Origin of the sequence: Streptomyces sp. H27-D2, assembly GCF_035828615.1 — a bacterium.
Classification (GTDB): Bacteria; Actinomycetota; Actinomycetes; order Streptomycetales; family Streptomycetaceae; genus Streptomyces.
This window is the reverse complement of the sequence record NZ_JAYMZR010000071.1, coordinates 13,393-39,556: the sequence shown is the minus strand read 5'-3', so window position 1 is coordinate 39,556 and position 26,164 is coordinate 13,393. Positions and strand designations below refer to the sequence as shown.

23 protein-coding genes are annotated in these 26,164 nt (G+C 69.8%); 15 read left to right on the top strand and 8 right to left on the bottom strand.

Going from position 1 to position 26,164, the window contains the following annotated elements; genetic code table 11:
• Nucleotides 1–47 precede the first annotated feature (47 nt).
• The 3 genes from QMK28_RS24350 to QMK28_RS24340 all read right to left on the bottom strand — a co-directional run bounded on the left by QMK28_RS24350 (nucleotide 48) and on the right by QMK28_RS24340 (nucleotide 2,727).
• On the bottom strand, nucleotides 48–1,154 hold the full coding sequence (locus QMK28_RS24350) for a S1C family serine protease (RefSeq protein ID WP_326441540.1): 1,107 nt from the start codon (nucleotides 1,152–1,154) through the stop codon (nucleotides 48–50).
• 179 nt (nucleotides 1,155–1,333) lie between these two features.
• Nucleotides 1,334–2,080: a methyltransferase domain-containing protein gene (locus QMK28_RS24345; protein ID WP_326441538.1), complete on the bottom strand. Its 747-nt coding sequence runs from the start codon at nucleotides 2,078–2,080 to the stop codon at nucleotides 1,334–1,336.
• 50 nt (nucleotides 2,081–2,130) lie between these two features.
• Nucleotides 2,131–2,727, bottom strand: coding sequence for a DUF3043 domain-containing protein (locus QMK28_RS24340; protein WP_326441536.1), 597 nt, complete (start codon nucleotides 2,725–2,727; stop codon nucleotides 2,131–2,133).
• Nucleotides 2,728–3,020: 293 nt separating this feature from the next.
• Here QMK28_RS24340 and QMK28_RS24335 point away from each other — a divergent pair, with 293 nt between their 5' ends.
• From QMK28_RS24335 to QMK28_RS24315, 5 genes are all read left to right on the top strand, one after another.
• Complete coding sequence (locus QMK28_RS24335; protein ID WP_326441534.1) at nucleotides 3,021–3,818, top strand: PspA/IM30 family protein; 798 nt, start codon at nucleotides 3,021–3,023, stop codon at nucleotides 3,816–3,818.
• An 86-nt stretch (nucleotides 3,819–3,904) separates the two neighbouring features.
• On the top strand, nucleotides 3,905–4,183 hold the full coding sequence (gene pspAA, locus QMK28_RS24330) for a PspA-associated protein PspAA (protein WP_326441532.1): 279 nt from the start codon (nucleotides 3,905–3,907) through the stop codon (nucleotides 4,181–4,183).
• A 190-nt stretch (nucleotides 4,184–4,373) separates the two neighbouring features.
• Entirely contained in the window at nucleotides 4,374–5,654 is a 1,281-nt protein-coding gene (locus tag QMK28_RS24325) for a sensor histidine kinase (protein ID WP_326441530.1), read from the top strand.
• The gene (locus tag QMK28_RS24320) at nucleotides 5,651–6,343 is read left to right on the top strand and encodes a response regulator transcription factor (RefSeq protein WP_326441528.1); all 693 of its coding nucleotides are present in this window, start codon (nucleotides 5,651–5,653) and stop codon (nucleotides 6,341–6,343) included. The genes QMK28_RS24325 and QMK28_RS24320 overlap by 4 nt, the downstream gene beginning before the upstream one ends.
• Nucleotides 6,344–6,521: 178 nt before the next feature.
• Nucleotides 6,522–9,719, top strand: coding sequence for an efflux RND transporter permease subunit (locus QMK28_RS24315; RefSeq protein ID WP_326441526.1), 3,198 nt, complete (start codon nucleotides 6,522–6,524; stop codon nucleotides 9,717–9,719).
• A gap of 89 nt (nucleotides 9,720–9,808) precedes the next feature.
• Here QMK28_RS24315 and nadA read toward each other — a convergent pair whose 3' ends face one another.
• Complete coding sequence (gene nadA / locus QMK28_RS24310) at nucleotides 9,809–11,008, bottom strand: quinolinate synthase NadA (protein WP_326441524.1); 1,200 nt, start codon at nucleotides 11,006–11,008, stop codon at nucleotides 9,809–9,811.
• Between the two features lie 243 nt (nucleotides 11,009–11,251).
• Here nadA and QMK28_RS24305 point away from each other — a divergent pair, with 243 nt between their 5' ends.
• Entirely contained in the window at nucleotides 11,252–11,605 is a 354-nt protein-coding gene (locus QMK28_RS24305; protein WP_326441522.1) for a HesB/IscA family protein, read from the top strand.
• 147 nt (nucleotides 11,606–11,752) lie between these two features.
• Here QMK28_RS24305 and QMK28_RS24300 read toward each other — a convergent pair whose 3' ends face one another.
• Nucleotides 11,753–13,390 (bottom strand): hypothetical protein, encoded by a 1,638-nt coding sequence (locus QMK28_RS24300; protein ID WP_326441520.1) that lies wholly within the window; start codon nucleotides 13,388–13,390, stop codon nucleotides 11,753–11,755.
• 97 nt (nucleotides 13,391–13,487) lie between these two features.
• Nucleotides 13,488–13,700, bottom strand: coding sequence for a hypothetical protein (locus tag QMK28_RS24295; RefSeq protein WP_326441518.1), 213 nt, complete (start codon nucleotides 13,698–13,700; stop codon nucleotides 13,488–13,490).
• Between the two features lie 176 nt (nucleotides 13,701–13,876).
• Between QMK28_RS24295 and QMK28_RS24290 the strand changes: the two genes are divergently transcribed.
• A complete protein-coding gene (locus QMK28_RS24290; protein ID WP_326441516.1) occupies nucleotides 13,877–14,851 on the top strand; it encodes a carbohydrate kinase family protein in 975 nt (324 codons plus the stop codon).
• A gap of 140 nt (nucleotides 14,852–14,991) precedes the next feature.
• On the opposite strand, the gene QMK28_RS24285 is transcribed toward QMK28_RS24290, so the two are convergent.
• Nucleotides 14,992–16,449, bottom strand: coding sequence for a cysteine desulfurase/sulfurtransferase TusA family protein (locus QMK28_RS24285; RefSeq protein ID WP_326441513.1), 1,458 nt, complete (start codon nucleotides 16,447–16,449; stop codon nucleotides 14,992–14,994).
• Between the two features lie 245 nt (nucleotides 16,450–16,694).
• Between QMK28_RS24285 and ctaC the strand changes: the two genes are divergently transcribed.
• The 4 genes from ctaC (at nucleotide 16,695) to QMK28_RS24265 (ending at nucleotide 21,190) form a co-directional block, all read left to right on the top strand.
• Nucleotides 16,695–17,660, top strand: coding sequence for an aa3-type cytochrome oxidase subunit II (gene ctaC, locus QMK28_RS24280; RefSeq protein ID WP_326441511.1), 966 nt, complete (start codon nucleotides 16,695–16,697; stop codon nucleotides 17,658–17,660).
• A complete protein-coding gene (gene ctaD / locus QMK28_RS24275; protein ID WP_443050805.1) occupies nucleotides 17,657–19,399 on the top strand; it encodes an aa3-type cytochrome oxidase subunit I in 1,743 nt (580 codons plus the stop codon). Before ctaC ends, ctaD begins: the two co-directional genes overlap by 4 nt.
• Nucleotides 19,396–19,794: a cytochrome c oxidase subunit 4 gene (locus QMK28_RS24270; RefSeq protein WP_326441508.1), complete on the top strand. Its 399-nt coding sequence runs from the start codon at nucleotides 19,396–19,398 to the stop codon at nucleotides 19,792–19,794. The genes ctaD and QMK28_RS24270 overlap by 4 nt, the downstream gene beginning before the upstream one ends.
• 133 nt (nucleotides 19,795–19,927) lie before the next feature.
• Complete coding sequence (locus QMK28_RS24265) at nucleotides 19,928–21,190, top strand: L,D-transpeptidase (RefSeq protein ID WP_326441506.1); 1,263 nt, start codon at nucleotides 19,928–19,930, stop codon at nucleotides 21,188–21,190.
• Nucleotides 21,191–21,251: 61 nt separating this feature from the next.
• Here the strand turns inward: QMK28_RS24265 and QMK28_RS24260 are convergent, their stop codons facing one another.
• Nucleotides 21,252–21,653: a hypothetical protein gene (locus QMK28_RS24260; RefSeq protein WP_326441503.1), complete on the bottom strand. Its 402-nt coding sequence runs from the start codon at nucleotides 21,651–21,653 to the stop codon at nucleotides 21,252–21,254.
• Between the two features lie 274 nt (nucleotides 21,654–21,927).
• On the opposite strand from QMK28_RS24260, the gene ctaE reads away from it, so the two are divergent.
• The 4 genes from ctaE to qcrB all read left to right on the top strand — a co-directional run bounded on the left by ctaE (nucleotide 21,928) and on the right by qcrB (nucleotide 26,133).
• The gene (gene ctaE, locus QMK28_RS24255) at nucleotides 21,928–22,548 is read left to right on the top strand and encodes an aa3-type cytochrome oxidase subunit III (RefSeq protein ID WP_326441501.1); all 621 of its coding nucleotides are present in this window, start codon (nucleotides 21,928–21,930) and stop codon (nucleotides 22,546–22,548) included.
• Between the two features lie 62 nt (nucleotides 22,549–22,610).
• Nucleotides 22,611–23,420: a cytochrome bc1 complex diheme cytochrome c subunit gene (gene qcrC, locus QMK28_RS24250; RefSeq protein ID WP_326441499.1), complete on the top strand. Its 810-nt coding sequence runs from the start codon at nucleotides 22,611–22,613 to the stop codon at nucleotides 23,418–23,420.
• Nucleotides 23,417–24,484, top strand: a complete 1,068-nt coding sequence (gene qcrA / locus QMK28_RS24245; protein WP_326441497.1) for a cytochrome bc1 complex Rieske iron-sulfur subunit — start codon at nucleotides 23,417–23,419, stop codon at nucleotides 24,482–24,484. The genes qcrC and qcrA overlap by 4 nt, the downstream gene beginning before the upstream one ends.
• On the top strand, nucleotides 24,481–26,133 hold the full coding sequence (qcrB, locus tag QMK28_RS24240) for a cytochrome bc1 complex cytochrome b subunit (protein ID WP_326441495.1): 1,653 nt from the start codon (nucleotides 24,481–24,483) through the stop codon (nucleotides 26,131–26,133). The genes qcrA and qcrB overlap by 4 nt, the downstream gene beginning before the upstream one ends.
• Nucleotides 26,134–26,164 lie beyond the last annotated feature (31 nt).

Genomic DNA, 26,164 nt, shown 5'->3' with positions numbered 1-26,164 from the left:
GCGCCGCCGCGCTCACCGGGCTTCCGCTTCTTCGGAACGTCACCCGCTCACAGCTCGCCCAGGGTCACCTGGACCGTCTTCTCGACACCGGCGCGCAGGAACGTCAGGTCCATCTTGTCGCCGGGGTTGTCCGCCGCGAGCGACCCGGTGAGCGAGGGCATCGTCCTGATGTCGGTGTCGCCGAGCTTGGTGATGACGTCGCCCGGCAGCAGGCCGGCCTTTTCGGCCGATCCGGCGGCGGTCACCGCCACCACCGCGACCCCGCCCGGCTCGCACGCGCTGCTCAGGACGGTGCGTCCGGTCATCCCGAGCGCGGCCCTGTCGGTGTCGATGACCCGGCCGCTCCTGATGATCTGGTCCGCGACCTTGCGGACCGTCGAGGCCGGGATCGCGAAGCCGATGCCGGGGGCCGCGCCCTCGCCCATCTTCGGGTCGGTGGCGGCCAGCGTCGGGATTCCGACGACCCGGCCGGAGAGGTCGACCAGCGCGCCGCCGCTGTTGCCGGGGTTGATCGCGGCGGAGGTCTGCACCATGTCGCTGATGGTCGCCCCGGTGCCGCTCTCGCTGACGGTGCGGCCCACCGCCGAGACGATGCCCTGGGTGACGCTGCTGGAGAGCCCGAGCGGGTTGCCCATGGCCAGCACGATCTGGCCGACCGAGACCCTGGCGGAGTCGGCCAGGGGGGCGGGCCTGAGGCCGCGCGGCACGGCGTTCAGCTTGATGACGGCCAGGTCCTGCGCCGGGTAGGCGGCGACCAGCCGGGCGGCGACCGGCGCTCCGCCGGTGGCGAGGGTGACCTTGAATTCCCTGTTGGCGCCGACGACATGCGCGTTGGTGACGATGTGGCCCTTGGCGTCGTAGACGAAGCCCGAGCCCAGTTCACTGGTGGTGGTGATCTGGACGACGGACGGCAGGACGCCCTTGACCACCCTCTGGTAGGCGCTCTGCAGAGCGTTGGCCGAATCGGGGGCGGCGGCGGCCGGAGCCGCCGCCGCGGAGCGGGCGGCGGACGCCGGGGCCGAGGGGACGGAGTCGGTGGACGCCGTGTCCGCGTCCGGGCCGCCGCACCCGCCGAGCAGCGCGGCCGCGCACAGGACGGCGGTGACGGGGAGCAGTAGCCTGCGGGTGATCCCGCGCACAGAAGAGACATTCATGGACGAAGTGTCCCTTTTGGTACGTCTTTTGGGCCGGATTTAGGCAGCGGCCCGAGGGTGTCGCCGGAAATCGGGTCGCCGCCTGCCCGCCGTACGGCGGATCGCCGACGGCCGGGGGCGGCGTGGCAGCGCCCGTGCGACGCAGCCCGCGACTGCCTCCGCGACGGCCGTCGGCTCGCTCAGCCGCGCACGCCGCACAAGTGCAGCAGCGCGGCGACCGAGCGGTACGGGTCGGTGCGGCCGGCCCGGTCCTCGGCGGCGAGCAGGCGTTCCAGCTCGGCGGGGTCCTCGGGCTGCCGCTCCCCGGCGGAGGCGAGGTCGGTGAAGACCCGCACCCCGTACCAGCTGTGCAGCGGCGCGCCGATCCCGGCGAGGGTGCCGGTCATGACGGCGAGCCGGTCGGCGCGGACGGGCAGTCCGAGCCGGTTGGTGTACTGGTCGGTCTCGAAGGCGTCGAGCGCTCCCGTCCAGTCCCCGGCCAGGCCGGGCCGCATCGCGAGGGCGTCAGCGTTCCGTACGACGAGCGAGAGGAGGCCGCCGGGGGCGAGCATCCGGGCCAGCCCGGCCAGCATCGGGTCGGGCTCCGGGACGTACATCAGTACGCCGTGGCACAGCACTACGTCGAAGCTGCCGGGCAGGAAGTGCCGGCCGGTCTGGTGGCCGTCGTCCTGGATCAGCCGCACCCGCTCGCGTATGCCCTCGGGCTCCTCGGCCAGCGCCGCCTGAGCCGCCGCGAGCATCGCGGGGTCGGACTCCAGGCCGGTGACCTTGTGGCCCGCGCGGGCCAGCCGCAGCGCCTGGGTGCCCTGGCCGAGGCCGACATCGAGCACCCGCAGCCGCTGCCCGACCGGGAACCGCCCGGAGATCTGCTCCTCCAGCTGGCGGCCGACCAACTCCTGGCGCACCGTGTTCCGCAGTCCTCCCAAGCCGCGCAGCCAGTCGGCCGCGCCGCCGGAGAATCCGGACGTGATCGCGCTCAGATCTTCGCTCCGCGCTTGACCTGCGGCTTCGGCAGTCGCAGTCGACGCATCTGGAGGGTGCGCATCAGGGCGTACGGCGCGGCGCCGCGAAGGTTCTCACCCGGGAAGCGCAGCCTGAGCTGCTTCTTCAGCCGGACGTAAATGCCCACCGAGTCGATCACGATCAGCACGATCACGCCGAGCCACAGCAGCAGCGAGATGTTCTTGACCTGCAACGACGGCAGCATGCTGAGCACCAGGATCAGCACCGCCAGCGGCAGGAAGAACTCGGCGACGCAGAACCGCGAGTCGACGAAGTCACGGGCGAACTTACGGATCGGACCCTTGTCGCGCACGGGCAGGAACCGTTCGTCACCGCTGGCCAGCGCTTGCCGCTGCTTGGCCATGTCGGCACGGCGTACCTCCCGCTGACGCTTGGAGACGTCCTTGCGGTTGGTCGGCGTCTGCGCCATGCTGCGGCGCTGCGAATTCGCCGCGCTGCGCTTGGGCGTGGGGCGACCCTTGGGGGACTGCGGGTCGCGGGGCATCTGGGGCTGGTCCGCGGTCACCTTGGAGGTGGCGGCCTGCTCTTCCTTCGAACGGCTTCGGAACACAAAACCCAAGCGTACGGGGTCCCGGCGGCGGACCACAGCGCCGCGGGGCACGATCGGGCAACATCGGACGACGAGAGCCCCGCGAAACGCCCGCCGTACCGGGACAGAGCGGCCTCGATCGGGCATCCCCTACGGTCCTCTACTCCTTGCGCCGGATACCGCACACCTCGTGATCGTCCTGGAGGAGGAGCGCATCCGGGTCCGAACAGTGCGGTAATGGAACCCAGGCCCGTACTGTGGGGTCGGTAGAGCTGCTGGAGCTGAAGTCCGTCAGAAGGGGGCGCGCGAGGCCCATGAGCGGTGTCATGAAGCGTATGGGAATGATCTTCCGCGCGAAGGCCAATAAGGCCCTGGACCGGGCCGAGGATCCGCGCGAGACGCTGGACTACTCGTACCAGAAGCAGCTGGAACTGCTGCAGAAGGTACGCCGCGGGGTCGCCGACGTGGCGACTTCCCGCAAGCGTCTGGAATTGCAGCTCGGTCAGCTGCAGGGACAGTCCAGCAAGCTGGAGGACCAGGGCCGCAAGGCGCTGGCGCTCGGCCGTGAGGACCTGGCGCGCGAGGCGCTGTCCCGCCGCGCCGCGTTGCAGCAGCAAGTCACCGACCTGGAGACGCAGCACACCACGCTCCAGGGCGAGGAGGAGAAGCTGACCCTCGCGGCCCAGCGGCTGCAGGCCAAGGTGGACGCCTTCCGCACCAAGAAGGAGACCATCAAGGCCACGTACACCGCCGCGCAGGCGCAGACCCGGATCGGCGAGGCCTTCTCGGGCATCTCCGAGGAGATGGGCGACGTCGGCATGGCGATCCAGCGGGCCGAGGACAAGACCGCGCAGCTCCAGGCGCGAGCCGGCGCGATCGACGAACTGATGGCCTCCGGGGCGCTCGACGACCAGTCCGGCATGGCGAAGGACGACATCGCCGCCGAGCTGGACCGGCTCTCCGGCGGTACGGACGTGGAGCTGGAACTGCAGCGCATGAAGGCCGAGCTCGCCGGTGGCGGCGGCGGCTCGCAGCAGGCGCTCGAAGGCGGCGAGGCGGACCGCAAACCGTCCTCCCCGCAGCAGAGCTCGCCGCGGCTCGACAAGCCGTGAGCGGTCTCGATGAGCGCCGGGCCGCCATCGGCGGTATGCAGTAACCAGCAGCACATCTCGTCACCGAGGGAGCAAGGGAGACCGTCGTGATCGTACGGATCATGGGGGAGGGGCAGCTGAAGCTGGACGACAGCCACCTCACCGCGCTCAACAAGCTGGACGACGAGCTGCTCGCCGAAATGGAGAGCGGCGACGAGAGCGGCTTCCGGCGGACGCTGGGCGCGCTGCTCGACGCGGTGCGCCGACTGGGCACGCCGCTTCCGGACGACTCCCTGGAGCCGTCCGAGCTGATCCTCCCCGCCCCCGACGCGAGCCTCGAAGAGGTCCGGGAGATGCTCCGCGACGACGGGCTCATCCCCGGCTAGCACGCCGCGCGGACCTCCCGTCCGGGCGACACCCCGCACCGCACTCCAGCCACTCAGCGCAGCGCCCCGGACCTGGCCTCAGGCCCGGGGCGTTGCGCTGAGTGGCGCGGCGGCGGTGATCGCGCCGCGGCGCACGGCGGGCCCGGCGGTGCGCGGCGGCGGTGCTAGCTCGCCGCCGCAGCCCGTACGGTTGCTTGTCGTGACCCCCCTTGCCGTCGGACAGGGCTTCGCCCGCCCGTACCACTGGCTGCGTGCGCACCCCTACGCGCTCGACACCACGCTGTCGGCCGCCGTCTTCGCGCTGATCCTGATCGGCTCGGTGGCCGACCCGCACGGCCCGCACGGCCCGCGGTTCGGGGAGCGCCACCTGGAGGCGCCGACCGTCCTGCTCGCGGTGCTCGCCTGCGCGGCCCTCGTATGGCGCCGCCGGCTGCCCCGGCACGTACTGGCCTTCACCAGCGCCCTCACCGTCTTCGAGCTGATCTCCGGGAGCAGCGAACCGCGGGCGCCCGTCTCGATGGCCACCGTCGTGGCGCTCTACACCCTCGCCTCCCGCACCGACCGCCCCACCACCTGGCGGGTCGGCGCGCTCACCATCGTCGTGCTCACCGCTACGGCCATGCTGTGCGGCGCGCAGCCCTGGTACGCCCAGGAGAACCTGGGGATCTTCGCCTGGACCGGGATGGCCGCCGCCGCGGGCGACGCGGTGCGCAGCCGCCGCGCGTTCGTCGACGCCATCAGGGAGCGGGCCGAACGGGCCGAGCGCACCCGCGAGGAGGAGGCCCGCCGCCGGGTCGCCGAGGAGCGGATGCGCATCGCCCGCGAGCTGCACGACGTCGTCGCGCACCACATCGCGCTGGTCAACGTCCAGGCCGGGGTCGCCTCGCACGTCATGGACAGCCGGCCCGACCAGGCCAAACAAGCCCTCGCGCACGTCCGCGAGGCCAGCCGCTCGGCCCTCGACGAACTGCGCACCACCGTCGGGCTGCTGCGCCAGTACGGCGACCCGGAGGCGCCGACCGAGCCCGCGCCGGGCCTCGGCGTCCTCGACCAGCTCATCGACGGCTTCGCCCGCGCCGGCCTGCCCGTCGACCTCGCGATGGAGCCCGAGAGCCCGGCGGAGTCCACCCAGCCGCTGTCCGCCGCGGCCGACCTCACCGCCTACCGGGTGGTGCAGGAGGCGCTGACCAATGTGCACAAGCACGCGGGCGCCGGCGCCCGCGCCGAGGTCCGGATCGTACGGACCCCGGGGTCGCTGACCGTCACCGTCCTCGACGACGGCGCGGGTGACGACGGCACCGGTACGGACCTGCCCGAGCCGCGCGCGGACCACGGCGGGCACGGGCTGATGGGGATGCGGGAGCGGGTCGCCGCGTTGAACGGGAGTTGCGAGACCGGCCCGTGCGCGGGCGGCGGGTTCCGCGTGCACATCAGACTTCCGCTCCAGATCCGCACGGGGGAGAACGTATGACGATCAAGGTATTGCTCGCCGACGACCAGGCTTTGCTGCGCAGCGCGTTCCGGGTGCTGGTCGACTCCGAGCCGGACATGGAGGTGGTGGGCGAGGCGTCGGACGGCGCGGAGGCCGTCGAGCTCGCCCGCGAACAGCGGGGCGGTGCTGTCCTGGTAGTCCTGATGGACATCCGGATGCCCGGCACGGACGGGCTCGCCGCCACCCGCATGATCAGCGCGGACCCGGCGCTGACCCACGTCAGGGTCGTCGTCCTGACCACCTTCGAGGTCGACGAGTACGTCGTCCAGTCCCTGCGGGCCGGGGCCAGCGGCTTCCTCGGCAAGGGCGCGGAGCCCGGCGAACTGCTCGCCGCGATCCGCATCGCGGCGGCGGGCGACGCGCTGCTGTCGCCCGTCGCGACCAAGGGCCTCATCGCCAGGTTCCTGGCGCAGGGCGGAGATTCGGACGCGGGCCCCTCGGGCCCGGCCGCCGCGCGGCTGGCGACCCTCACCGTCCGCGAGCGCGAGGTGCTCGTGCTGGTCGCCGGGGGACTGTCCAACGACGAGATCGGCGAACGCCTCGCGGTCAGTCCGCTCACCGTCAAGACCCATGTGAACCGTGCGATGGCGAAACTGGGCGCGCGGGACCGGGCGCAGCTGGTCGTGATCGCGTACGAGAGCGGCCTGGTACGCCCACGGGTGGAGTGAGCCCGGTACGTCCAAGGGTGGAGCAGTGGGCGGGGAGTGTACTGCGGCTGCTGTATGCCGCCGGGTCGAGAACCGACCTGTAGGCGACGTAACAGGGCCCCGGCGTAGGTGATCGTATAAGTGGCGCAGCGCATGCGCCGTCCTGCCTCCCCAGTACATAGAGAAGAGACACCCACCCATGTCCTGGCTGTCCAGAATCAGCCTCGTACAGCGGGGTCTGATCGCCCTGATGGCGGTCGTCGCCGTCGCCTTCGGCGCCATCGCCATCCCGCAGCTCAAGCAGCAACTCCTGCCGTCCATAGAACTCCCGATGGTCTCCGTGCTGGCCCCCTACCAGGGCGCTTCCCCCGACGTGGTCGAGAAGCAGGTCGTCGAGCCCCTGGAAGACAGCATCAAGGCCGTCGACGGGATCACCGGCGTCACCTCGACGGCGAGCGAGGGCTCGGCCGTCATCATGGCCAAGTTCGACTACGGAAGCGGCTCCGACAAGCTCGTCGCCAGCGTCCAGCAGGCCGTCAACCGGGCCGGAGCGCAACTGCCCGACGACGTCGACCCGCAAGTCATCGCCGGCTCCACCGACGACATCCCCACCGTCGTGCTCGCCGCCAGCTCCGGCACGGACCAGCAGGCGCTCGCCGACAAGCTCGACCGCTCGGTCGTCCCGGCGCTCAAGGACATCGACGGCGTCGCCCAGGTCACCGTGGACGGCGTCCAGGACCAGATCGTCTCGGTCACCCCGGACGACAAGAAGCTCGCGAAGGCCGGTCTGACCACCGCCGCGCTCAGCCAGGCGCTGGAGGCGAACGGCGCGTCCGTGCCCGCCGGCTCCTTCGACGAGGGCGGCAAGAGCAAAACCGTCCAGGTCGGCGACGGCTTCACCTCGCTGCGACAGATCCAGGACCTGCGGGTGTCGCCCGCGGCGGCCCCCGGCGGCCAGGGCGGCGCCGCCGCGGACAGCGCGCCGAAGCCGGTACGCGTCGGCGACATCGCGACCGTCAAGCAGCGGCCGGACACCGCCGACTCCATCACCCGCACCAACGGCGAGCCCAGCCTTGGCGTCGTCATCACCATGGACCAGGACGGCAGCGCCGTCGCGATCTCCGACGGCGTCAAGGACAAGCTGCCCGGCCTGCGTGAGGACCTCGGCTCCGACGCGAAGCTGACCGTGGTCAGCGACCAGGGCCCGGCCGTCTCCAAATCCATCTCAGGACTGACCACCGAGGGCCTGCTCGGGCTGGCCTTCGCCGTCATCGTGATCCTGGTCTTCCTCGCCTCGCTGCGCTCCACGATCGTCACCGCGGTCTCCATCCCGCTCTCCGTGGTGCTCACGCTGATCGTGCTGTGGACCCGCGACCTCTCGCTCAACATGCTCACGCTGGGCGCGCTGACCATCGCGATCGGCCGGGTCGTCGACGACTCGATCGTCGTCCTGGAGAACATCAAGCGGCACCTCGGCTACGGCGAGGAGCGTCAGAAGGCGATCCTCACCGCCGTCCGCGAGGTCTCCGGCGCGGTCACCGCCTCGACGCTGACCACCGTCGCCGTCTTCCTGCCGATCGGGCTGGTCGGCGGCATGGTCGGCGCGCTGTTCGGCTCGTTCTCGCTGACCGTCTCGGTCGCGCTGCTCTCCTCGCTGCTGGTCTCGCTGACCGTGGTGCCGGTGCTCTCGTACTGGTTCCTGCGGGCCCCCAAGGGCAGCGAGCACACCGACCCGGACGAGCTGCGCCGCATCGCGGACGAGAAGGAGGCGCGCAGCCCGCTGCAGCGCCTGTACGTCCCGGTGCTGCGCTTCGCGACCCGCCGCCGCGTCACCAGCCTGGTGATCGCCGCGGTGGTGCTGGTCGGCACACTCGGCATGGCCCCGCTGCTGAAGACCAACTTCTTCGACGCCGGGGACCAGGACACCCTCTCCATCAAGCAGGAGCTGAAGCCGGGCACCAGCCTGGGCGCGGCCGACGCCGCCGCCGAGAAGGTCGAGAAGATGCTCGACGGCGTCGACAAGGTCGCGGACTACCAGGTCACCGTCGGCTCGTCCGGCATCATGGCCGCCTTCGGCGGCGGCACCGGCGCCAACCAGGCGAGCTACCAGGTCAAGCTCAAGGACTCAGGGGACTCCGAGTCCGTCCGCGACACCATCCACGACGGCCTGGCGAAGCTGGACGGCATCGGCGAGACCACCGTCGCCGCCGGTGACGGCTTCGGCGACCAGGACCTCAGCGTCGTGGTGAAGGCCGCGGACGGCAAGACGCTGGCCGCCGCCGCGCGGCAGGTCCAGCAGGAGGTCGCCGGGCTCGACGACGTCACGGACGTGCAGAGCGACCTCTCGCAGAGCATCCCGCGGATCTCGGTCAAGGGGAACGACAAGGCGGCCGCGGCCGGCTTCACCGAGACCACCCTCGGCCAGGCCGTCACCCACGCCGTGCGCGGCACGACCTCCGGCAAGGCGATCCTCGACGACACCGAGCAGGACGTCGTCGTGAAGTCCGCGAAGCCGGCGGCCACCCTCGCCGAGCTGCGCGCCCTCTCGCTGGCCGCCCCGGCCGGCGTGGTGAAGCTCGGTGACATCGCGGACGTGAAGAACATCGACGGTCCGGTCAGCATGACCCGGATCGACGGTGCGCGCGCCGCCACCGTCACCGCCAAGCCGACCGGCGACAACACGGGCGCGGTCACCACCGCGCTCCAGTCGAAGATCAAGGGCCTGGACCTGCCGAAGGGGGCCACCGCCGAGATCGGCGGCGTCTCCTCGGACCAGGGCGACGCCTTCGCGTCGCTGGGCCTGGCCATGCTGGCGGCCATCGCGATCGTCTTCATGCTGCTGGTCGCGACCTTCCGCAGCCTGGTGCAGCCGCTGATCCTGCTGGTCTCCATCCCGTTCGCGGCGACCGGCGCGCTCGGCCTGCTGCTCATCACCGGCACCCCGATGGGCGTCCCGGCGATGATCGGCATGCTGATGCTCATCGGCATCGTGGTCACCAACGCGATCGTGCTGATCGATCTGATCAACCAGTACCGGGCGCAGGGCATGAGCGTCGTCGACGCGGTGGTCGAGGGAGGCCGGCACCGACTGCGGCCGATCCTGATGACCGCGCTGGCGACCATCTTCGCCCTGCTGCCGATGGCGCTGGGCGTCACCGGCGAGGGAGGCTTCATCTCGCAGCCGCTGGCCGTCGTGGTCATCGGCGGTCTCGTCACCTCGACGCTGCTCACGCTGCTGCTCGTGCCGACGCTCTACGCGATGGTCGAGCTGCGCAAGGAGCGCCGGGGCAAGAAGAAGGCCGCCAGGCGCGCGAGGAAGGCGGGTGTACCGGCCCAGGCCGGCGACCAGGCCGACGCGAGCGACGGCGACCGCGAGCCGGAGTCCGCGGGCGTCTGACACACGTCCGAGAGTTCTGACGCACGTCTGAGAGTGAGGGAGGGGCGGCCCAGCCGGGGCCGCCCCTCCCTCACTCGTGTCCGGCGCGCCTACGGCAGCGCCAGCATCCGCTCCAGCGCGAGCTTGGCGAACTTCTCGGTCTCCGGGTCGACCTTGATCTGGTTCACGAGCGTGCCCGCGGCCAGCGACTCCAGCGTCCACACCAGGTGCGGCAGGTCGATGCGGTTCATCGTCGAGCAGAAGCAGACCGTCTTGTCGAGGAAGACGACCTCCTTGTCCGGGTGCGCGTTGGCCACCCGCTGGACGAGGTTGAGCTCGGTGCCGATGGCCCACTTCGACCCGGCGGGGGCCGCGTCGAGGGTCTTGATGATGTACTCCGTCGAGCCGACGTAGTCCGCCGCCGAGACGACCTCGTGCTTGCACTCCGGGTGCACCAGCACATTGACGCCGGGGACCCGCTCGCGCACCTCGCGTACGGACTCCACCGAGAACCGCCCGTGCACCGAGCAGTGCCCGCGCCACAGGATCATCTTCGCGGCGCGCAACTGCTCGACGGTGAGCCCGCCGTTCGGCTTGTGCGGGTTGTAGAGCACGCAGTCGTCGAGCGAGAAGCCCATGTCGCGCACCGCGGTGTTGCGGCCCAGGTGCTGGTCCGGCAGGAACAGCACCTTCTTGTCGGCCTGGTCCTCGCCGCCCTGCTCGAAGGCCCATTCCAGGGCCTTCTTGGCGTTGGACGAGGTGCAGATCGTGCCGCCGTGCCGGCCGGTGAAGGCCTTGATGTCGGCGGAGGAGTTCATGTACGAGACGGGGACGGTCGCGTCGGCGACGCCCGCCTCGGTGAGCACGTCCCAGCACTCGGCGACCTGCTCGGCGGTGGCCATGTCGGCCATCGAGCAGCCGGCGGCCAGGTCGGGGAGGACGACCCGCTGGTCGTCACCGGTCAGGATGTCGGCGGACTCGGCCATGAAGTGCACGCCGCAGAAGACTATGTACTCGGCCTGCGGGCGGTCGGCCGCGTCGCGGGCGAGCTTGAAGGAGTCGCCGGTGACATCCGCGAACTGGATGACTTCATCGCGCTGGTAGTGATGACCGAGCACGAAGACCTTGTCGCCGAGCTTCTCCTTGGCCGCGCGGGCGCGCTCCACCAGGCCGGGGTCGGAGGCGGCCGGCAGATCGCCGGGGCACTCCACCCCGCGCTCGCTCCTGGTGTCGGTGTCGCGGCCGAGCAGGAGCAGGGCGAGCGGCGTGGGCTGTACGTCAAGGGGCTGGGCCGTGGTCACTGCACGCACCCTTTCTTCTCCGCTGGCGTGATTCTCGTCAGAATGACGTTATCTATCATAACTGCTTCATGTCACTTTGACGATGGACATCGCGTCGATGTGACGCATTCCAGCGCGGCCGGTGCCGGGTGACCCCTGGGGGGCGGGTGTGCGAGCATGAAAGGCAGAGCGTGCGCCAAACCCGGAATGAATCCGGGGCACCGTCGGTTGCAGCCGAGGGCAAGCAGTCCGCACAACCCGGGAGAGAAGCAGATGACGGTTCAGGACGAGACCACCACGAGCGACGGCATCCTCCTGTCCGATGCCGCTGCGGGCAAGGTCAAGGCGTTGCTGGAACAAGAAGGCCGTGACGACCTCGCACTGCGCGTCGCCGTTCAGCCCGGTGGTTGCTCCGGGCTGCGGTACCAGCTCTTCTTCGACGAGCGCCAGCTCGACGGTGACGTGCTCAAGGACTTCGACGGCGTCAAGGTCGTCACGGACCGGATGAGCGCCCCGTACCTGGGCGGCGCCTCCATCGACTTCGTCGACACCATCGAGAAGCAGGGCTTCACGATCGACAACCCCAACGCCTCGGGCTCCTGCGCCTGCGGCGACTCGTTCAACTAGCAGGCTGAGCGAGCAGGCCCGCTGGGCCGCTGATCAGACGACGTCGAAGGCGGCGGCCCCGGGTGGGGTCGCCGCCTTCGACGTGCGCGCTGTGGCCCTTACGGCCGTAGCCCGCCGCGACCCGAGCCGCCGCGCGGCCGGTGGCCGCTACTTCTTCGGCACGGTCTTCGGCACGCTCTTGCCGGTGGTCTCGTCCACGACCTTCCGGTCGGCCAGCGACTTGTCCAGAGTCACCTTCTTCGTGAACTCCTTCGCGATCATGATGCAGTTCCGGCCCGGCTTCTTCTCCTTGCCGGTCACCTCGACCTTCACGCTGCCCGCGGACTCGTCCACGGAGGCCGAGTAGTCGCTGCACACCCCGCCCCAGAACGTCACCTTCAGCATCTTGGCGTCCTTGCCGTCCGAGCTGTAGGACGTGATGTCCTGGGCCCCGCTGGCGGGACCGGCCGACCCCGAGCCGCTGCCGGAGGAGGGCGGCGAGGTGGGCTCCGACGACGGCTTCGGGCGGGCGATGAACTCCGGGTCCACCGCGGGGTGGGTGACGGTGAGGGTGCTGCCCGACCCCTTCGCCCCGGCCGGCTGGACCTCGTAGATCCAGGACGGCACCAGGGCCGGCCGGCCGCTCACGAACGTCGACGCGAGTCCGAAGACCGCGCCGCGTACGGTCGCGGGCTCCGGCTTGGCTGGCGACTCGCAGGGCTGCCGTGCGGGCAGCGTCTCCGGGCCGCCCTGTTCGTCCGCCTCGCTGCCGTCCGCCGTACCGCTCTTGTCGCTGTCGCTCTTGCCGCTGTCCGTATGCGGGACCGCGGAGGCGCAGCCGCCGATGCCCGGCTTGCCCGAGCCCTCGGCCTTGCCGCCCTTGACCTCGCCGACCTTGTTGAGGTTCGCGAGCGTCTGCTGCGCGCTCAGCACCGGATACTCGGCTCCCTTGCGCAGCGACGCCAACTGGCCGCTGCCGCCGGTCAGTCGACCCTCCGAGCCGACCTGGACGCCGGTCTGCCAGCCGTACGTCGGCAGGCCGTTCACCTTCGGGTCCGCGCTCACGATCCGTACCGCGCCGGTGTGCCCGCTCGCGCTGAGCTTCGCGTCCTGCTGGCCGAGCGCCTTGAGCACCGGCGCCGCCGCGCGCTTCGCGGCCTTCTCGGACACCGGCTTCGAGCCGCCGTCGCCGGACGTCCCGCCGGAGGGGCCGCCGCGGAAGGAGGGGCAGTCGCCGTCGGCGGAGCCGGTCGCGGCGTCGCCCTCCGGGTGCACGCAGCCGTCGCCGGCCGGGGTGCCGTGCGGGGTGTACGCCCAGCGGCCCGGCGCGTCCTTGCCGACCTGGAGCTCGGGGCCGCGGCCCTTGGAGCCCTGGGCCTCGCCGACCTTCCAGGTCATGCCTTCGAGGCGCGGCTCGCCCTTGACCTTCAGCGCCTTCGCCAGCCGCGCGACCTCCGCGCCGCGCACCTCGCCGGCCGGCCGGTAGACGGGCGCGGAGTCCGGCCCGTCCGGCAGCGGTCCGGCCGCCCGGTAGGTCACGCCGTACGGGTTCGGCTCGCCCGGCGCGATCCCCTCGGACCCGCTGGGCCCGCCGGACCCGGACGCGGCGGCGCCGTCCAGCGCCAACGGCGGTGGCCGGCCCGCGTCGCCGGCGGTTCCGCCGCTGTCGGATCCGCCGTTCGACGCGGTCGAGGCCCAGTACGCGCCGCCGCCTCCGGCCAGCAGCACCGCCGCTGCCACGGAGGTCACCACCAGCTGACCGCGCCGGTTGTGCCGGGTGCTGTCGGGGGTTTCCTCGGTGCTCACCGCATCGCTCCTTCGGCTCCGCAGACCAACCATCTGCTCTTTCGTCCCCCAGCAGGGGAACGTCAGTTGGACGGAGTAGAGGAGCGGGCGGTTCCCCTCAGTCGCCGTATTCGGACATACCGTCCAGCAGCTCGGCGGATCCGGACGGCACCCGGACGCCGCGGATGCTGGACGGAGACACCGGCGGATGAACCGGCGCGGTCCGCCCGATGGGCGACCAGTGCGGGGCCATCCGTGCGCAGTCGCCCCGCAGTTCGGCCAGTGACTCGGGCTCGGCGGCGGGGGGAGCGGACTCGATGTGCTTGGGCATGGCGGCTCCCGGTCCGTGGGGCCGCTTCGTCGCTGACCCCGCTACCTGCACCGTAGGCATCAGAGGCTCTGCGAACAAAGCCCTACTATCGGGTAGTTTTGCCAGGTCGGCAGGGGTCCCATGAGCCGATAGCGTGGAGTGTCCGCCGTCCCCGCCTCCGCAGGAGCAGAACCGTCGTGCGTATCGCTGTCACCGGCTCCATCGCCACCGACCATCTGATGACCTTCCCCGGCCGATTCGCCGACCAACTGGTCGCCGATCAGCTGCACACGGTCTCCCTCTCCTTCCTGGTCGACACCCTCGACGTACGGCGGGGCGGTGTCGCCCCCAACATCTGCTACGGCATGGGACTGCTGGGCCTGAGCCCCGTCCTGGTCGGCGCGGCGGGCACCGACTTCGCCGAGTACCGGGCCTGGCTGGACCGGCACGGCGTGGACACCGCCTCGGTCCGGATCTCCGAGGTGCAGCACACCGCGCGCTTCGTGTGCACCACGGACACCGACCACAACCAGATCGCGTCCTTCTACACGGGCGCGATGAGCGAGGCCCGGCAGATCGAGCTGCAGCCGGTGGCCGACCGGCTCGGCGGCCTCGACCTGGTGCTGATCGGCGCGGACGACCCCGAGGCGATGATCCGGCACACCGAGGAGTGCCGCTCGCGCGGCCTGCCGTTCGCCGCGGACCCCTCGCAGCAGCTCGCCCGGATGGAGACCGACGACATCCGGCTGCTGGTCGACGGCGCGCAGTACCTCTTCACCAACGAGTACGAGAAGGCGCTCATCGAGTCCAAGGCCGGCTGGTCGGCGGACGAGATCCTCGGCAAGGTCGGCGTCAGGGTGACCACGCTGGGCGCCCAGGGCGTGCGCATCGAGCGGGTCGGCGAGGCCACGATCGAGGTCGGCTGTCCCGAGGAGGACGCCAAGGTCGACCCGACCGGCGTCGGCGACGCGTTCCGCGCGGGCTTCCTGGCCGGACGCTCGTGGGAGCTGTCCCTTGAGCGCTCCGCCCAGCTCGGCTGCATGCTCGCCACGCTGGTCATCGAGACGCTCGGCACCCAGGAGTACGAGCTGCGCCGCGGCCACTTCATGGACCGCTTCACCAAGGCGTACGGCGACGAGGCCGCGGCCGAGGTGCAGGCGCACCTCTCCTAGCCACCAGGTCCGGCCCGAGCGCGAGTCCGGGCCGACCGCGGACACCGCCCGTCCTCCCGTCCCTCCTGACGGGTGGGCGGGCGGCTCCGCGGCCGGGGGCGGAGCCGCCGGGGCCTTGAGCGGGAATCAGCGAGCGGGAGTCAGGCGATCCGGCGTACCTGGTAGACCGAGCCGCGCTCCGCCGGGCGCTCGCCCACGTCCTCCTGGCCGCGCATGGCGCACCAGGCCGGGATGTCCAGCCGCGCGGCCTCGTCGTCGGCGAGGACGGCGATGACCGCTCCGATCGGTACGTCGCCGATCACCTTGGCCAGCTCGATCACCGGGATCGGGCAGCGCTTGCCGAGCGCGTCGACGGTGAGCGCCGGCGCGTCGGCGGCGGTGGCGTCGTCCACCGCCTCCTCCGCGCCGCCGTTCGCCTCGTCGTCCGCCGCGTCGTCCGCCGCCGCCGACAGCGCGGAGGCGGGCGCGCCCAGCCGTTCGCGCACCGAGCGCACCAGCGACGGCAGGACGTCCAGGAAGCGCCGGACGTCCTCCTCGGCCGTCCCGCGCGGCAGCGAGATCCGGACGTTGCCCTCCGAGAGCACCCCCATCGCCCGCAGCACATGGCTGGGCGTCAGGGTGCTCGACGTGCACGAGGAGCCGGACGACACCGAGAAGCCCAGCCGGTCCAGCTCGTGCAGCAGTGTCTCCCCGTCGACATAGAGACAGGAGAAGGTGACCAGGTGCGGCAGCCGCCGGTCCGGATCGCCGACCACCTCGACATCGGGCACCGAGCCGGGCAGCCGGCCGCGGATCAGCTCCACGAGCCCGCGCAGCCGCGCCGCCTCGGCGTCCGCCTCCTGCCGTACGGCCCGCAGCGAGGCCACCGCCGCGACCACGGCCGGGATGTTCTCGAAGCCGGAGGCGCGCCCCGACTCCCGCTCGTCCACCGGCGGGGCCGGCGCGAAGCGCACCCCCTTGCGTACGGCGAGCAGCCCGACCCCGGCCGGGCCGCCCCACTTGTGCGCGCTCGCGGCCAGCAGCGACCAGTCCCCGGGGACCGGGCCCCAGCCCAGCGACTGCGCGGCGTCCACCAGCAGCGGCACGCCGGCCGCCCGGCACAGCTCGGCGACCTCGGCCACCGGCTGCTCGGTGCCGACCTCGTGGTTGGCGGACTGCAGGCAGGCGAGCGCGATCGTCGGCGCGTGCTCCCTGAGCACCGTCGCGTAGTCGGCCGCGTCGACCCGGCCGCCGCGGTCCACGCCGACCTCGGTGACGGCGCCGCCGGCCGCCTCGTGCGCCGCCGCCGCGTGCAGTACGGCCGAATGTTCGACCGCGGATACCACCAGATGACGGCCGACACGCCGACGGCCCGCGAGAGCGCCGGCGATTCCGTGGTGCAGCGCGACCGTCCCCGAAGGGGTGAACGCCAATTCGTCCGGACGGCAGCCGACGGCCTCCGCGGCGGCCTCTCTGGAAGCGTCCAACAGCAGTCTGGCGCGCCGTCCCTCGCGGTAGAGACGGGACGGATCGGCCCAGCCCTCGTCGAGCGAGGCGATCAGGGCCTGCTGGGCGACCGGGTGCAAGGGTGCGGACGAGGCGGCATCGAAGTAGGGCACATGCGAACGCTAGCGCGGTTGCCCCCGGAGACCGTCCAGGCCGTCAGGAGCCTCCCGGAGGGGGCATTCCGCTCCTTCGGGGAGCGCTGCGGCGCGTTGGGCACCCTCCCCGCGCAACCCCAAATAGCGTCCAGTAGGGTTTGGTCCGCATAAACATCCAAACCCCTGCCCGCGACAGGGCCGGCGACCGACCAGAGTGACGGCCGCAGCCGGTCGCGCGGGCGAGACTCTCGGGAAGGCGCTACGTGAGTCCCAACGGCTCCGACCGCTCGTCGCGGCGCCCGATGCGGCGGAAGCTGCCGCAGGTGCTGGCAGCAGGCTTGGTCCTTGCGACCGCCTCTGGTTGCTCATATACATGGAAAGACTTCCCTCGCCTGGGAATGCCCACCCCGGTAACGGAAGAGGCGCCGCGGATCCTCTCCCTGTGGCAGGGATCCTGGGCTGCGGCGCTCGTCACGGGCGTCCTGGTGTGGGGTCTGATTCTGTGGAGCGTCATCTTCCACAGGCGGTCCCGGACCAAGATCCAGGTCCCACCACAGACCCGGTACAACATGCCCATCGAGGCGCTGTACACCGTGGTCCCGATCATCATCGTGGCGGTGCTCTTCTACTTCACCGCGCGCGATGAGAGCGTGATCCTCAAAACCTCCAAGAAGCCGGACCACGTCGTCAACGTGGTCGGCTACCAGTGGAGCTGGGGCTTCAACTACTTGGAGGACGTGGACGGCGACCCGGCGACGCCCGCAAAGCTCCCCAAGGAGCTCAAGGCCATCCCGGACAAGAAGCTCGAAGCGATGCCGAAGGGCGCCGAAGGCGTGCACACCTTCGGTGTCCCGAGCGACCGGAACCCGCAGACCCACAACCCGGGTCCGACGCTCTGGCTCCCCAAGGGCGAGTCGGTTCAGTTCATCCTCACCTCGCAGGACGTCAACCACTCCTTCTGGGTGGTCCCGTTCCTGATGAAGCTGGACGTCATCCCCGGCCACACCAACGTCTTCGAGGTGACCCCCAACAAGGAGGGCACCTTCAAGGGCAAGTGCGCCGAGCTCTGCGGCCAGGACCACTCGCGAATGCTCTTCAATGTCAAGGTCGTTTCCCCGGAGCGCTTCCAGAAGCACCTGGAATCGCTGAAGAAGAAGCACCAGGACGGCTATATCCCGTCGGGCATCAAGATGACGGACGCCGCTAGGAATGCGGGGACGCAGAAGTGACCATCCTCAACGAACCTCAGGGTGAGCTGACCGTGGAGGCGGCGAAGCCGGCTCCATCGGCGCCCACGGGGTACCAGAAGCAACCGGGCATCGCGGTGGTGAAGTGGCTGACGACCACCGACCACAAGACCATCGGCACGATGTACCTGGTCACGTCGTTCGCGTTCTTCTGCATCGGCGGACTGATGGCGCTCTTCATGCGCGCCGAGCTCGCCCGCCCCGGCAACCAGCTCATGTCGAACGAGCAGTTCAACCAGGCGTTCACGATGCACGGCACGATCATGCTGCTGATGTTCGCGACGCCGCTGTTCGCCGGATTCGCGAACTGGATCATGCCGCTGCAGATCGGCGCGCCCGATGTGGCGTTCCCGCGGCTGAACATGTTCGCGTACTGGCTGTACCTCTTCGGCTCGCTGATCGCGGTGGCCGGCTTCCTCACCCCGCAGGGCGCCGCCGACTTCGGCTGGTTCGCCTACTCCCCGCTGTCGGACGCGGTCCGCTCGCCGGGCATCGGCGCCGACATGTGGATCATGGGTCTGGCCTTCTCCGGCTTCGGCACGATCCTCGGTTCGGTCAACTTCATCACCACGATCATCTGCATGCGCGCCCCCGGCATGACGATGTTCCGGATGCCGATCTTCACCTGGAACGTGCTACTCACCGGCGTCCTGGTGCTGCTCGCCTTCCCGGTGCTGGCAGCGGCGCTGCTGGCACTGGAGGCTGATCGAAAATTCGGGGCCCATGTCTTCGATGCCGCGAACGGCGGGTCACTGCTGTGGCAGCACTTGTTCTGGTTCTTCGGGCATCCAGAGGTGTACATCATCGCGCTGCCGTTCTTCGGCATCGTCAGTGAGATCATCCCGGTCTTCAGCCGGAAGCCGATGTTCGGCTACGTCGGCCTGATCGCGGCGACCATCTCCATCGCCGGTCTGTCGGTGACGGTGTGGGCGCACCACATGTACGTCACAGGCGGAGTCCTACTGCCGTTCTTCTCGTTCATGACCTTCCTGATCGCGGTACCGACCGGGGTGAAGTTCTTCAACTGGCTCGGCACCATGTGGAAGGGCAGTCTGAGTTTCGAGACACCGATGCTCTGGACGGTCGGCTTCCTGGTCACCTTCCTCTTCGGTGGCCTGACCGGCGTGATCCTGGCTTCGCCGCCGATGGACTTCCACGTCTCGGACTCGTACTTCGTGGTGGCGCACTTCCACTACGTGGTCTTCGGCACCGTCGTCTTCGCGATGTTCGCCGGATTCCACTTCTGGTGGCCCAAGTTCACCGGCAAGATGCTGGACGAGCGACTCGGCAAGATCACCTTCTGGACGCTGTTCGTGGGCTTCCACGGCACGTTCCTGGTCCAGCACTGGCTGGGCGCGGAGGGTATGCCGCGGCGTTACGCGGACTACCTGGCGGCGGACGGGTTCACCCTGCTGAACACGTTCTCCACCATCGCGTCCTTCCTGCTCGGCCTGTCGATGCTGCCGTTCTTCTACAACGTGTGGAAGACCGCCAAGTACGGCAAGAAGGTCGAGGTCGACGACCCGTGGGGCTACGGCCGCTCGCTGGAGTGGGCGACGTCCTGCCCGCCGCCGCGGCACAACTTCCTCACCCTGCCGCGGATCCGGTCCGAGTCCCCGGCGTTCGACCTGCACCACCCGGAGATCGCCGCGCTCGACCAGCTGGAGAACCAGCCGCTGGCCGAGAAGGTACTGGCCGGCTCGAAGGAGGCCGGGAAGTGAAGATCCAGGGACGCATGTTCATCTGGCTCGCCGTCTTCATCCTCATCACGGCCTGTGTCTACGGCGTGTGGTCGAAGGAGCCGGTCGGCACCACGGCGCTGTTCCTCGGCTTCGGGCTGAGCATCATGATCGGCTTCTACCTGGCGTTCACCGCGCGCCGGATGGACACCGGGGCGCAGGACAACAAGGACGCCGACGTCGCGGACGACGCCGGTGAGCTGGGCTTCTTCAGCCCGCACAGCTGGCAGCCGCTGTCGCTCGCGTTCGGCGGCGCGCTCGCCTTCCTGGGCGTGGTCTTCGGCTGGTGGCTGATGTACTTCTCGGCCCCGATCATCATGATCGGTCTCTTCGGCTGGGTTTTCGAGTACTACCGCGGCGCGGACCAGACCCAGTAACGGCACTGGTCCGTACGCACCGGGGCGGGCCCGGACACCTTCACCGGTGTCCGGGCCCTTCCCACGTCCGGGCCCGTCCCCGTTTGCAGTCACCCAGCGCGCTGAACCCGGTGAACCTTCATAGCCTCTGGGCATGACTCACTCACCTCGAAACCGGACGGTGCTGAGCTGTGCCCTGCTGATCGTGCCCATAGCCCTGGGCGTGACGGGGTGCGGCGGCGGCTCGTCGGATCCGCTGTCCGCCAAGCCCTTCGACGCGGCCGGGCAGGTCGGGTTCGCAGGCTCCGGCGGCAACCGCAAGGCCGACCCCGACAAGCCCCTGACCGTCTCCGTGAAGGACACCTCCGACGGCGGCGGCCGGATCACCGACGTCACCGCCACCGACGCCACAGGCCGCTTCCTGCGCGGCGAACTCACCGCCGACGGGGACAGGTGGCGCAGCACCGCCCCACTGGCCGCAGGAGCGCACTACACGGTCCGGGTGAGCACCGAGGACGAGGACGGCTCGCCGGGCCGCGAGACGCTGGGCTTCGACACCGCCGCGGCCGACAAGCTGCTCCGGGTGCGCTTCGGCCCGGACAGCGGCACCTACGGCGTCGGCCAGCCGGTCACCGCCGAGTTGAGCGCGCGGGTCAAGGGCCGCAAGGCGCGTGCGGTCGTCGAACGCTCGCTGAGAGTCGCGTCACAGCCCGCGGTGAAGGGCTCCTGGCACTGGGTGGACGGCAAGACGCTGCACTACCGGCCGCGCGACTACTGGCCCGCGCACGCCAGGATCGAAGTGACCAGCGCCCTGGAGGGCATCAAGGTCGGCAACGGGCGGCACGGCGGCCCCTCGAAGCCGCTGAAGCTGCGCACCGGCGACCGGGTCGAGGCCATCACCGACTCGGGCTCGCACCAGATGACCGTCTTCAAGAACGGCGAGGTGCTGCGCAGCATCCCGGTGACCACCGGCAAACCGGGATTCTCCACCCGCAACGGCGTCAAGGTGGTCCTGGGCCGGGAATCCTTCGTACGGATGCGCGGCACCAGCATCGGTATCTCGGAGGGCAGTTCGGACTCGTACGACCTGCCGGTGCTCTGGGCGACCCGGGTGACCTGGAGCGGTGAGTATGTTCACGCCGCGCCGTGGTCGGTCGGCTCGCAGGGCGCGGCCAACGTCAGCCACGGCTGCACCGGGATGAGCACCGGGAACGCGCACTGGTTCTTCAACGCGGTGCGCGTCGGTGACCTGGTGACGGTCAAGAACAGCGGCGGCGAGACCATGACGCCGTTCGACAACGGCTTCGGCGACTGGAACATGAAGTGGAAGGACTGGCAGGCCGGCAGCGCGCTGACGCGGGGAGAGCACGACGGGAGCGATCCCGCCGACGCCGCCCGGCTCCGGCCTCAGGTCTGAGCGGCCCGGCTCCGCCCCCCGGCAGCCCGCCCGGGGGCCCGGAGCCGCTCCGGGCCGGGTCTCAGGCGTCGGCGAGCAGTCGCCGGCGCAGCAGACCGGCCAGTGCGTCGGCGAACGCCACCGGGTCGACCGGATGCGTCACCGCGGCGTCCGCGCGGCTCCAGGTGGCCAGCCAGGCGTCCTGCGGGCGGCCCATGAGCAGCAGCACCGGCGGGCAGTGGAAGATCTCGTCCTTGATCTGCCGGCAGACGCCCATGCCGCCCGCGGGGACCGCCTCGCCGTCCAGCACGCAGACGTCGACGCCGCCCTGCTCCAGGGCCTCGATCAGCGCGGGCAGGGTCGCGCACTCCAGGAATTCGACCGGCGGCACGTCGGCGGCGGGGCGCTTGCCGGTCGCCAGCCGCACCTGCTCCCGGGTGTTGGCGTCATCGCTGTAGACCAGCACCGTGGCGGTCGGCTGCATCGTTCCTCCATGGCTTGTGACGGCGGCACCGCGAGTCCCGGGGCCGTTGCGCGGATGCTACTCCGAGCGGGACGCGCCGGAGGAGGGTTCGGACGCAATCAAGATCTTGCCGATGGGCCGTCAGGACCGTCCGGCACGGGCTGTCCAGGCTCCGGGGAGCGCCGCGCTTCCTCCCTTCGGGGGACCGCAGCCATGGGCCGTACGAGCAGCTTGGACGCCCTTGACACACCGAACGGCACCCCCCGTAGTGAGGGCGGGATAAGCGACCGACATAATGTCGGTCGTGGCGACAGCAACAGCAGTAGATACCGGGCACGCGCACCCGTCGGTCAACCGGCCGAACCTCACCAGCGTCGGAACCATCATCTGGCTGAGTTCCGAGCTGATGTTCTTCGCGGCCCTTTTCGCGATGTACTTCACCCTGCGATCGGTGATGGGCGCCGAGCACTGGAAGGAAATGGCGTCTTCGCTGAACCTTCCGTTCTCGGCGACGAACACCACGATCCTGGTGCTCTCCTCCCTCACGTGTCAGCTCGGCGTCTTCGCCGCCGAGCGGGGCGACGTGAAGAAGCTGCGCATGTGGTTCGTGGTCACCTTCGTGATGGGCGCGGTCTTCATCGGCGGCCAGGTGTTCGAATACACCGAACTGGTCAAGCACGAGGGCCTCTCGCTCTCGTCCGACCCGTACGGTTCCGTGTTCTACCTGACCACCGGCTTCCACGGACTACACGTGACAGGCGGCCTCATCGCCTTCCTGTTCGTCCTGGGCAGGACATACGCGGCCAAGAGATTCACTCACGAGCAGGCCACGGCCGCCATCGTCGTGTCCTATTACTGGCACTTCGTCGATGTCGTGTGGATCGGCCTGTTCGCCACCATTTACTTGATCCAGTAACCGATTCCGCATCGGTACCACCAGAAGCATCGACGCTGAAGATCCTGACTCCGGGGTAATCCGTGAAAAAGCTCTCCGTACGACGGCGCCACCCGCTGGCGGCGCTCGTCGTCCTACTCCTCGCGCTGGCGGCCACTGGGGGGCTGTACGCCGCGTTTGCGCCTGCGGGCAAGGCGCAGGCTGACGAAACCGCCCAGTCCCTCGCCATTGAAGAGGGCCAAAAGCTCTACGCCGTGGGCTGTGCGACCTGCCACGGCACCGGCGGTCAGGGTTCGTCCGACGGCCCATCCCTGGTAGGCGTCGGCTCAGCCGCCGTGGACTTCCAGGTCGGCACCGGTCGTATGCCGGCCCAGCAGCCCGGCGCCCAGGTGCCGCAGAAGAAGAACATCTACTCGCAGGGACAGATCGACCAGCTGGCGGCGTACATCTCGTCGCTCGGCGCGGGCCCGATCACTCCGACCGAGAAGCAGTACAACCCGAACGGTGCGGACATCGCGAAGGGCGGAGAACTCTTCCGCACGAACTGCGCGCAGTGTCACAACGTCACCGGTGAAGGCGGCGCCCTCACCGACGGCAAGTACGCGCCGACGCTCGAAGATGTCGATCCCAAGCACATCTACGAGGCCATGCAGGTCGGTCCGCAGAACATGCCCTCCTTCCCCGACACGACGATGCCGGAGCAGGAGAAGAAGGACATCATCGCGTACCTCGACACGGTCAACAGCGACAAGTCCGAGAGCCCCGGCGGCTTCAAGCTCGGCGGGCTCGGCCCGGTCAGCGAGGGTCTGTTCGCCTGGATCTTCGGTATGGGCGCCTTGATCGCCGGTGCCATCTGGGTCGCCGCCCGGACTACGAAGGCCAAGAAGTCATGAGTCAGACTGGATCACACAACGACGTGTCTGAAGAACACCTGCCCAGCGAGCAGGCAAAAGCTCACAGTGGCGAAGCAGCGGTCCACGGCGATCCGTTCGCCGACCCGGGCCTGCCGCCCCACGAGCCCCGCATCCAGGACATCGACGAGCAGGCGGCCAAGCGCTCCGAGCGCACGATCGCCTTCCTCTTCACCCTGTCCATGCTGGCCACCGTCGGCTTCATCGCCTCGTATGTGGCCTTTCCGGTCGACAAGATCATCTATGTCTTCCCGATCGGCCACATCAGCGCGCTGAACTTCTCGCTCGGTGTCACCCTCGGTCTGGCGCTCTTCTTCATCGGCGCGGGGGCGGTCCACTGGGCCCGCACCCTGATGTCCGACGAGGAGATGGTCGACGAGCGGCACCCGGTCGAGGCCGAGCCCGAGGTCAGGGCCAAGGTTCTGGCCGACTTCAAGGAGGGTGCGGCCGAGTCCGGCTTCGGCCGGCGCAGGCTGCTCCGCAACACCATGTTCGGCGCGATGGCCCTGCTGCCGCTCTCCGCCGTGGTGCTGCTGCGCGACCTCGGTCCGCTGCCGGAGGACAAGCTCCGCACGACCCTGTGGGCCAAGGGCAAGCGGCTGATCAACCCGAACACGGGTGAGCCGATCCGTCCCGAGGACGTGTCGGTCGGATCGCTGACCTTCGCCATGCCCGAGGGCCTGGAGGAGGACGACCACGAGTTCAACCAGGAGATCGCCAAGGCCGCCCTGATGATCATTCGGCTTCAGCCGGAGAACATCAAGGACAAGCGCGAACTCGACTGGTCGCACGAGGGAATCGTCGCCTTCTCGAAGATCTGCACCCACGTCGGCTGCCCGATCAGCTTGTACGAGCAGCAGACGCACCACGTCCTCTGCCCGTGTCACCAGTCCACCTTCGACCTCGCCGACGGCGGTCGAGTGATCTTCGGCCCGGCCGGTCACGCCCTGCCGCAGCTCAGGATCGCTGTGAACAAGGACGGCGAGCTCGAAGCGCTCGACGGCTTCGCGGAGCCCGTCGGCCCGAGCTTCTGGGAGCGCGGATGAGTACCAAACCCGCAGACACCCCCACGCCCGACGGCAACCGGCGAGGCAAGGCGCCCGCAGGCGAGCGGGCCGCCGACTGGGCGGACGGCAGGCTGGGCATCTACGGCCTGGCCAAGAGCAATATGCGCAAGATCTTCCCGGACCACTGGTCCTTCATGCTCGGTGAGATCTCGCTCTACAGCTTCATCATCATCATCCTCACGGGTGTGTATCTGACGCTGTTCTTCCACCCGAGCATGAACGAGGTCGTCTACCACGGCTCGTACGTCCCGATGCACGGCATCCGGATGACCGAGGCGTTCAAGTCGACCCTGGACATCAGCTTCGACGTCCGCGGCGGTCTGCTCATCCGGCAGATCCACCACTGGGCAGCGCTGATCTTCGTCGCGGCGATGATGGTTCACATGATGCGGGTGTTCTTCACCGGCGCCTTCCGCAAGCCGCGCGAGGTCAACTGGGTATTCGGCTTCCTGCTGATGATGCTGGGTCTGTTCACCGGCTTCACCGGCTACTCGCTGCCGGACGACCTGCTCTCCGGCACCGGCGTCCGCTTCATCGAAGGCGTCATCCTGGCGATGCCGCTGGTCGGCACCTACCTCCAGATGTTCATCTTCGGGGGCGAGTTCCCGGGTACGGACATCATCCCCAGGTTCTTCACCGTGCACGTCCTGCTGCTGCCCGGCATCATGATGGGCCTGCTGGTCGCGCACCTCATCCTGGTGTTCTTCCACAAGCACACGCAGTTCGCGGGTCCGGGCCGGACCGAGAAGAACGTCGTCGGCATGCCGCTGCTGCCGATCTACATGGCGAAGGCCGGCGGCTTCTTCTTCCTGGTCTTCGGTGTGATCGCCTTCATCTCGGGCATCACCAGCATCAACCCGATCTGGGCCATCGGCCCCTACCGGCCGGACCAGGTGTCCACCGGAGCGCAGCCCGACTGGTACATGGGCTTCGCCGAGGGCCTGGTGCGTGTGATGCCTGGCTGGGAGATCGTGATCCCGGGCGGCTACACCCTCGCGCTGGGTGTGCTCATCCCGATCCTGATCTTCCCGGTGGTGCTCATCGCCATCGCCGTCTACCCGTTCGTCGAGTCCTGGGTCACCGGCGACAAGCGCGAGCACCACATCCTGGACCGCCCGCGCAACGCCCCGGTGCGCACCGGCTTCGGCGCCGCCTGGCTGAGCGTGTACGCGATCATGCTGGTCGGTGGTGGCAACGACCTGTGGGCCACCCACTTCCACCTGTCGATCAACACCATCACCTGGGTCGTCCGGATCGGCTTCTTCGTGCTGCCGGTGCTGACGTTCATCGCGACCAAGCGGATCTGTCTGGGTCTGCAGCGGCGCGACAAGGACAAGGTGCTGCACGGACGTGAGTCCGGCGTCATCAAGCGGCTGCCGCACGGCGAGTTCGTCGAGGTGCACCAGCCGCTGTCCCCCGAGGAGAGGTTCACCCTCACCGCGCACGAGCAGCACCAGCCGCTCGAGGCCGGGGCCGAGGTCGACGAGAACGGTGTGGAGCGCAAGCTCTCCCGCGTCGCCAAGCTCCGCGCGAAGCTCTCGCACGGCTACTACGGCGGGGACAACCAGATCCCCAAGCCGACGGCCGAGGAGCACGAGGAGATCACCAGTGGCCACGGTCATCACTGACCCGGCCCGCTCCTGATCGCTGACCGCCACA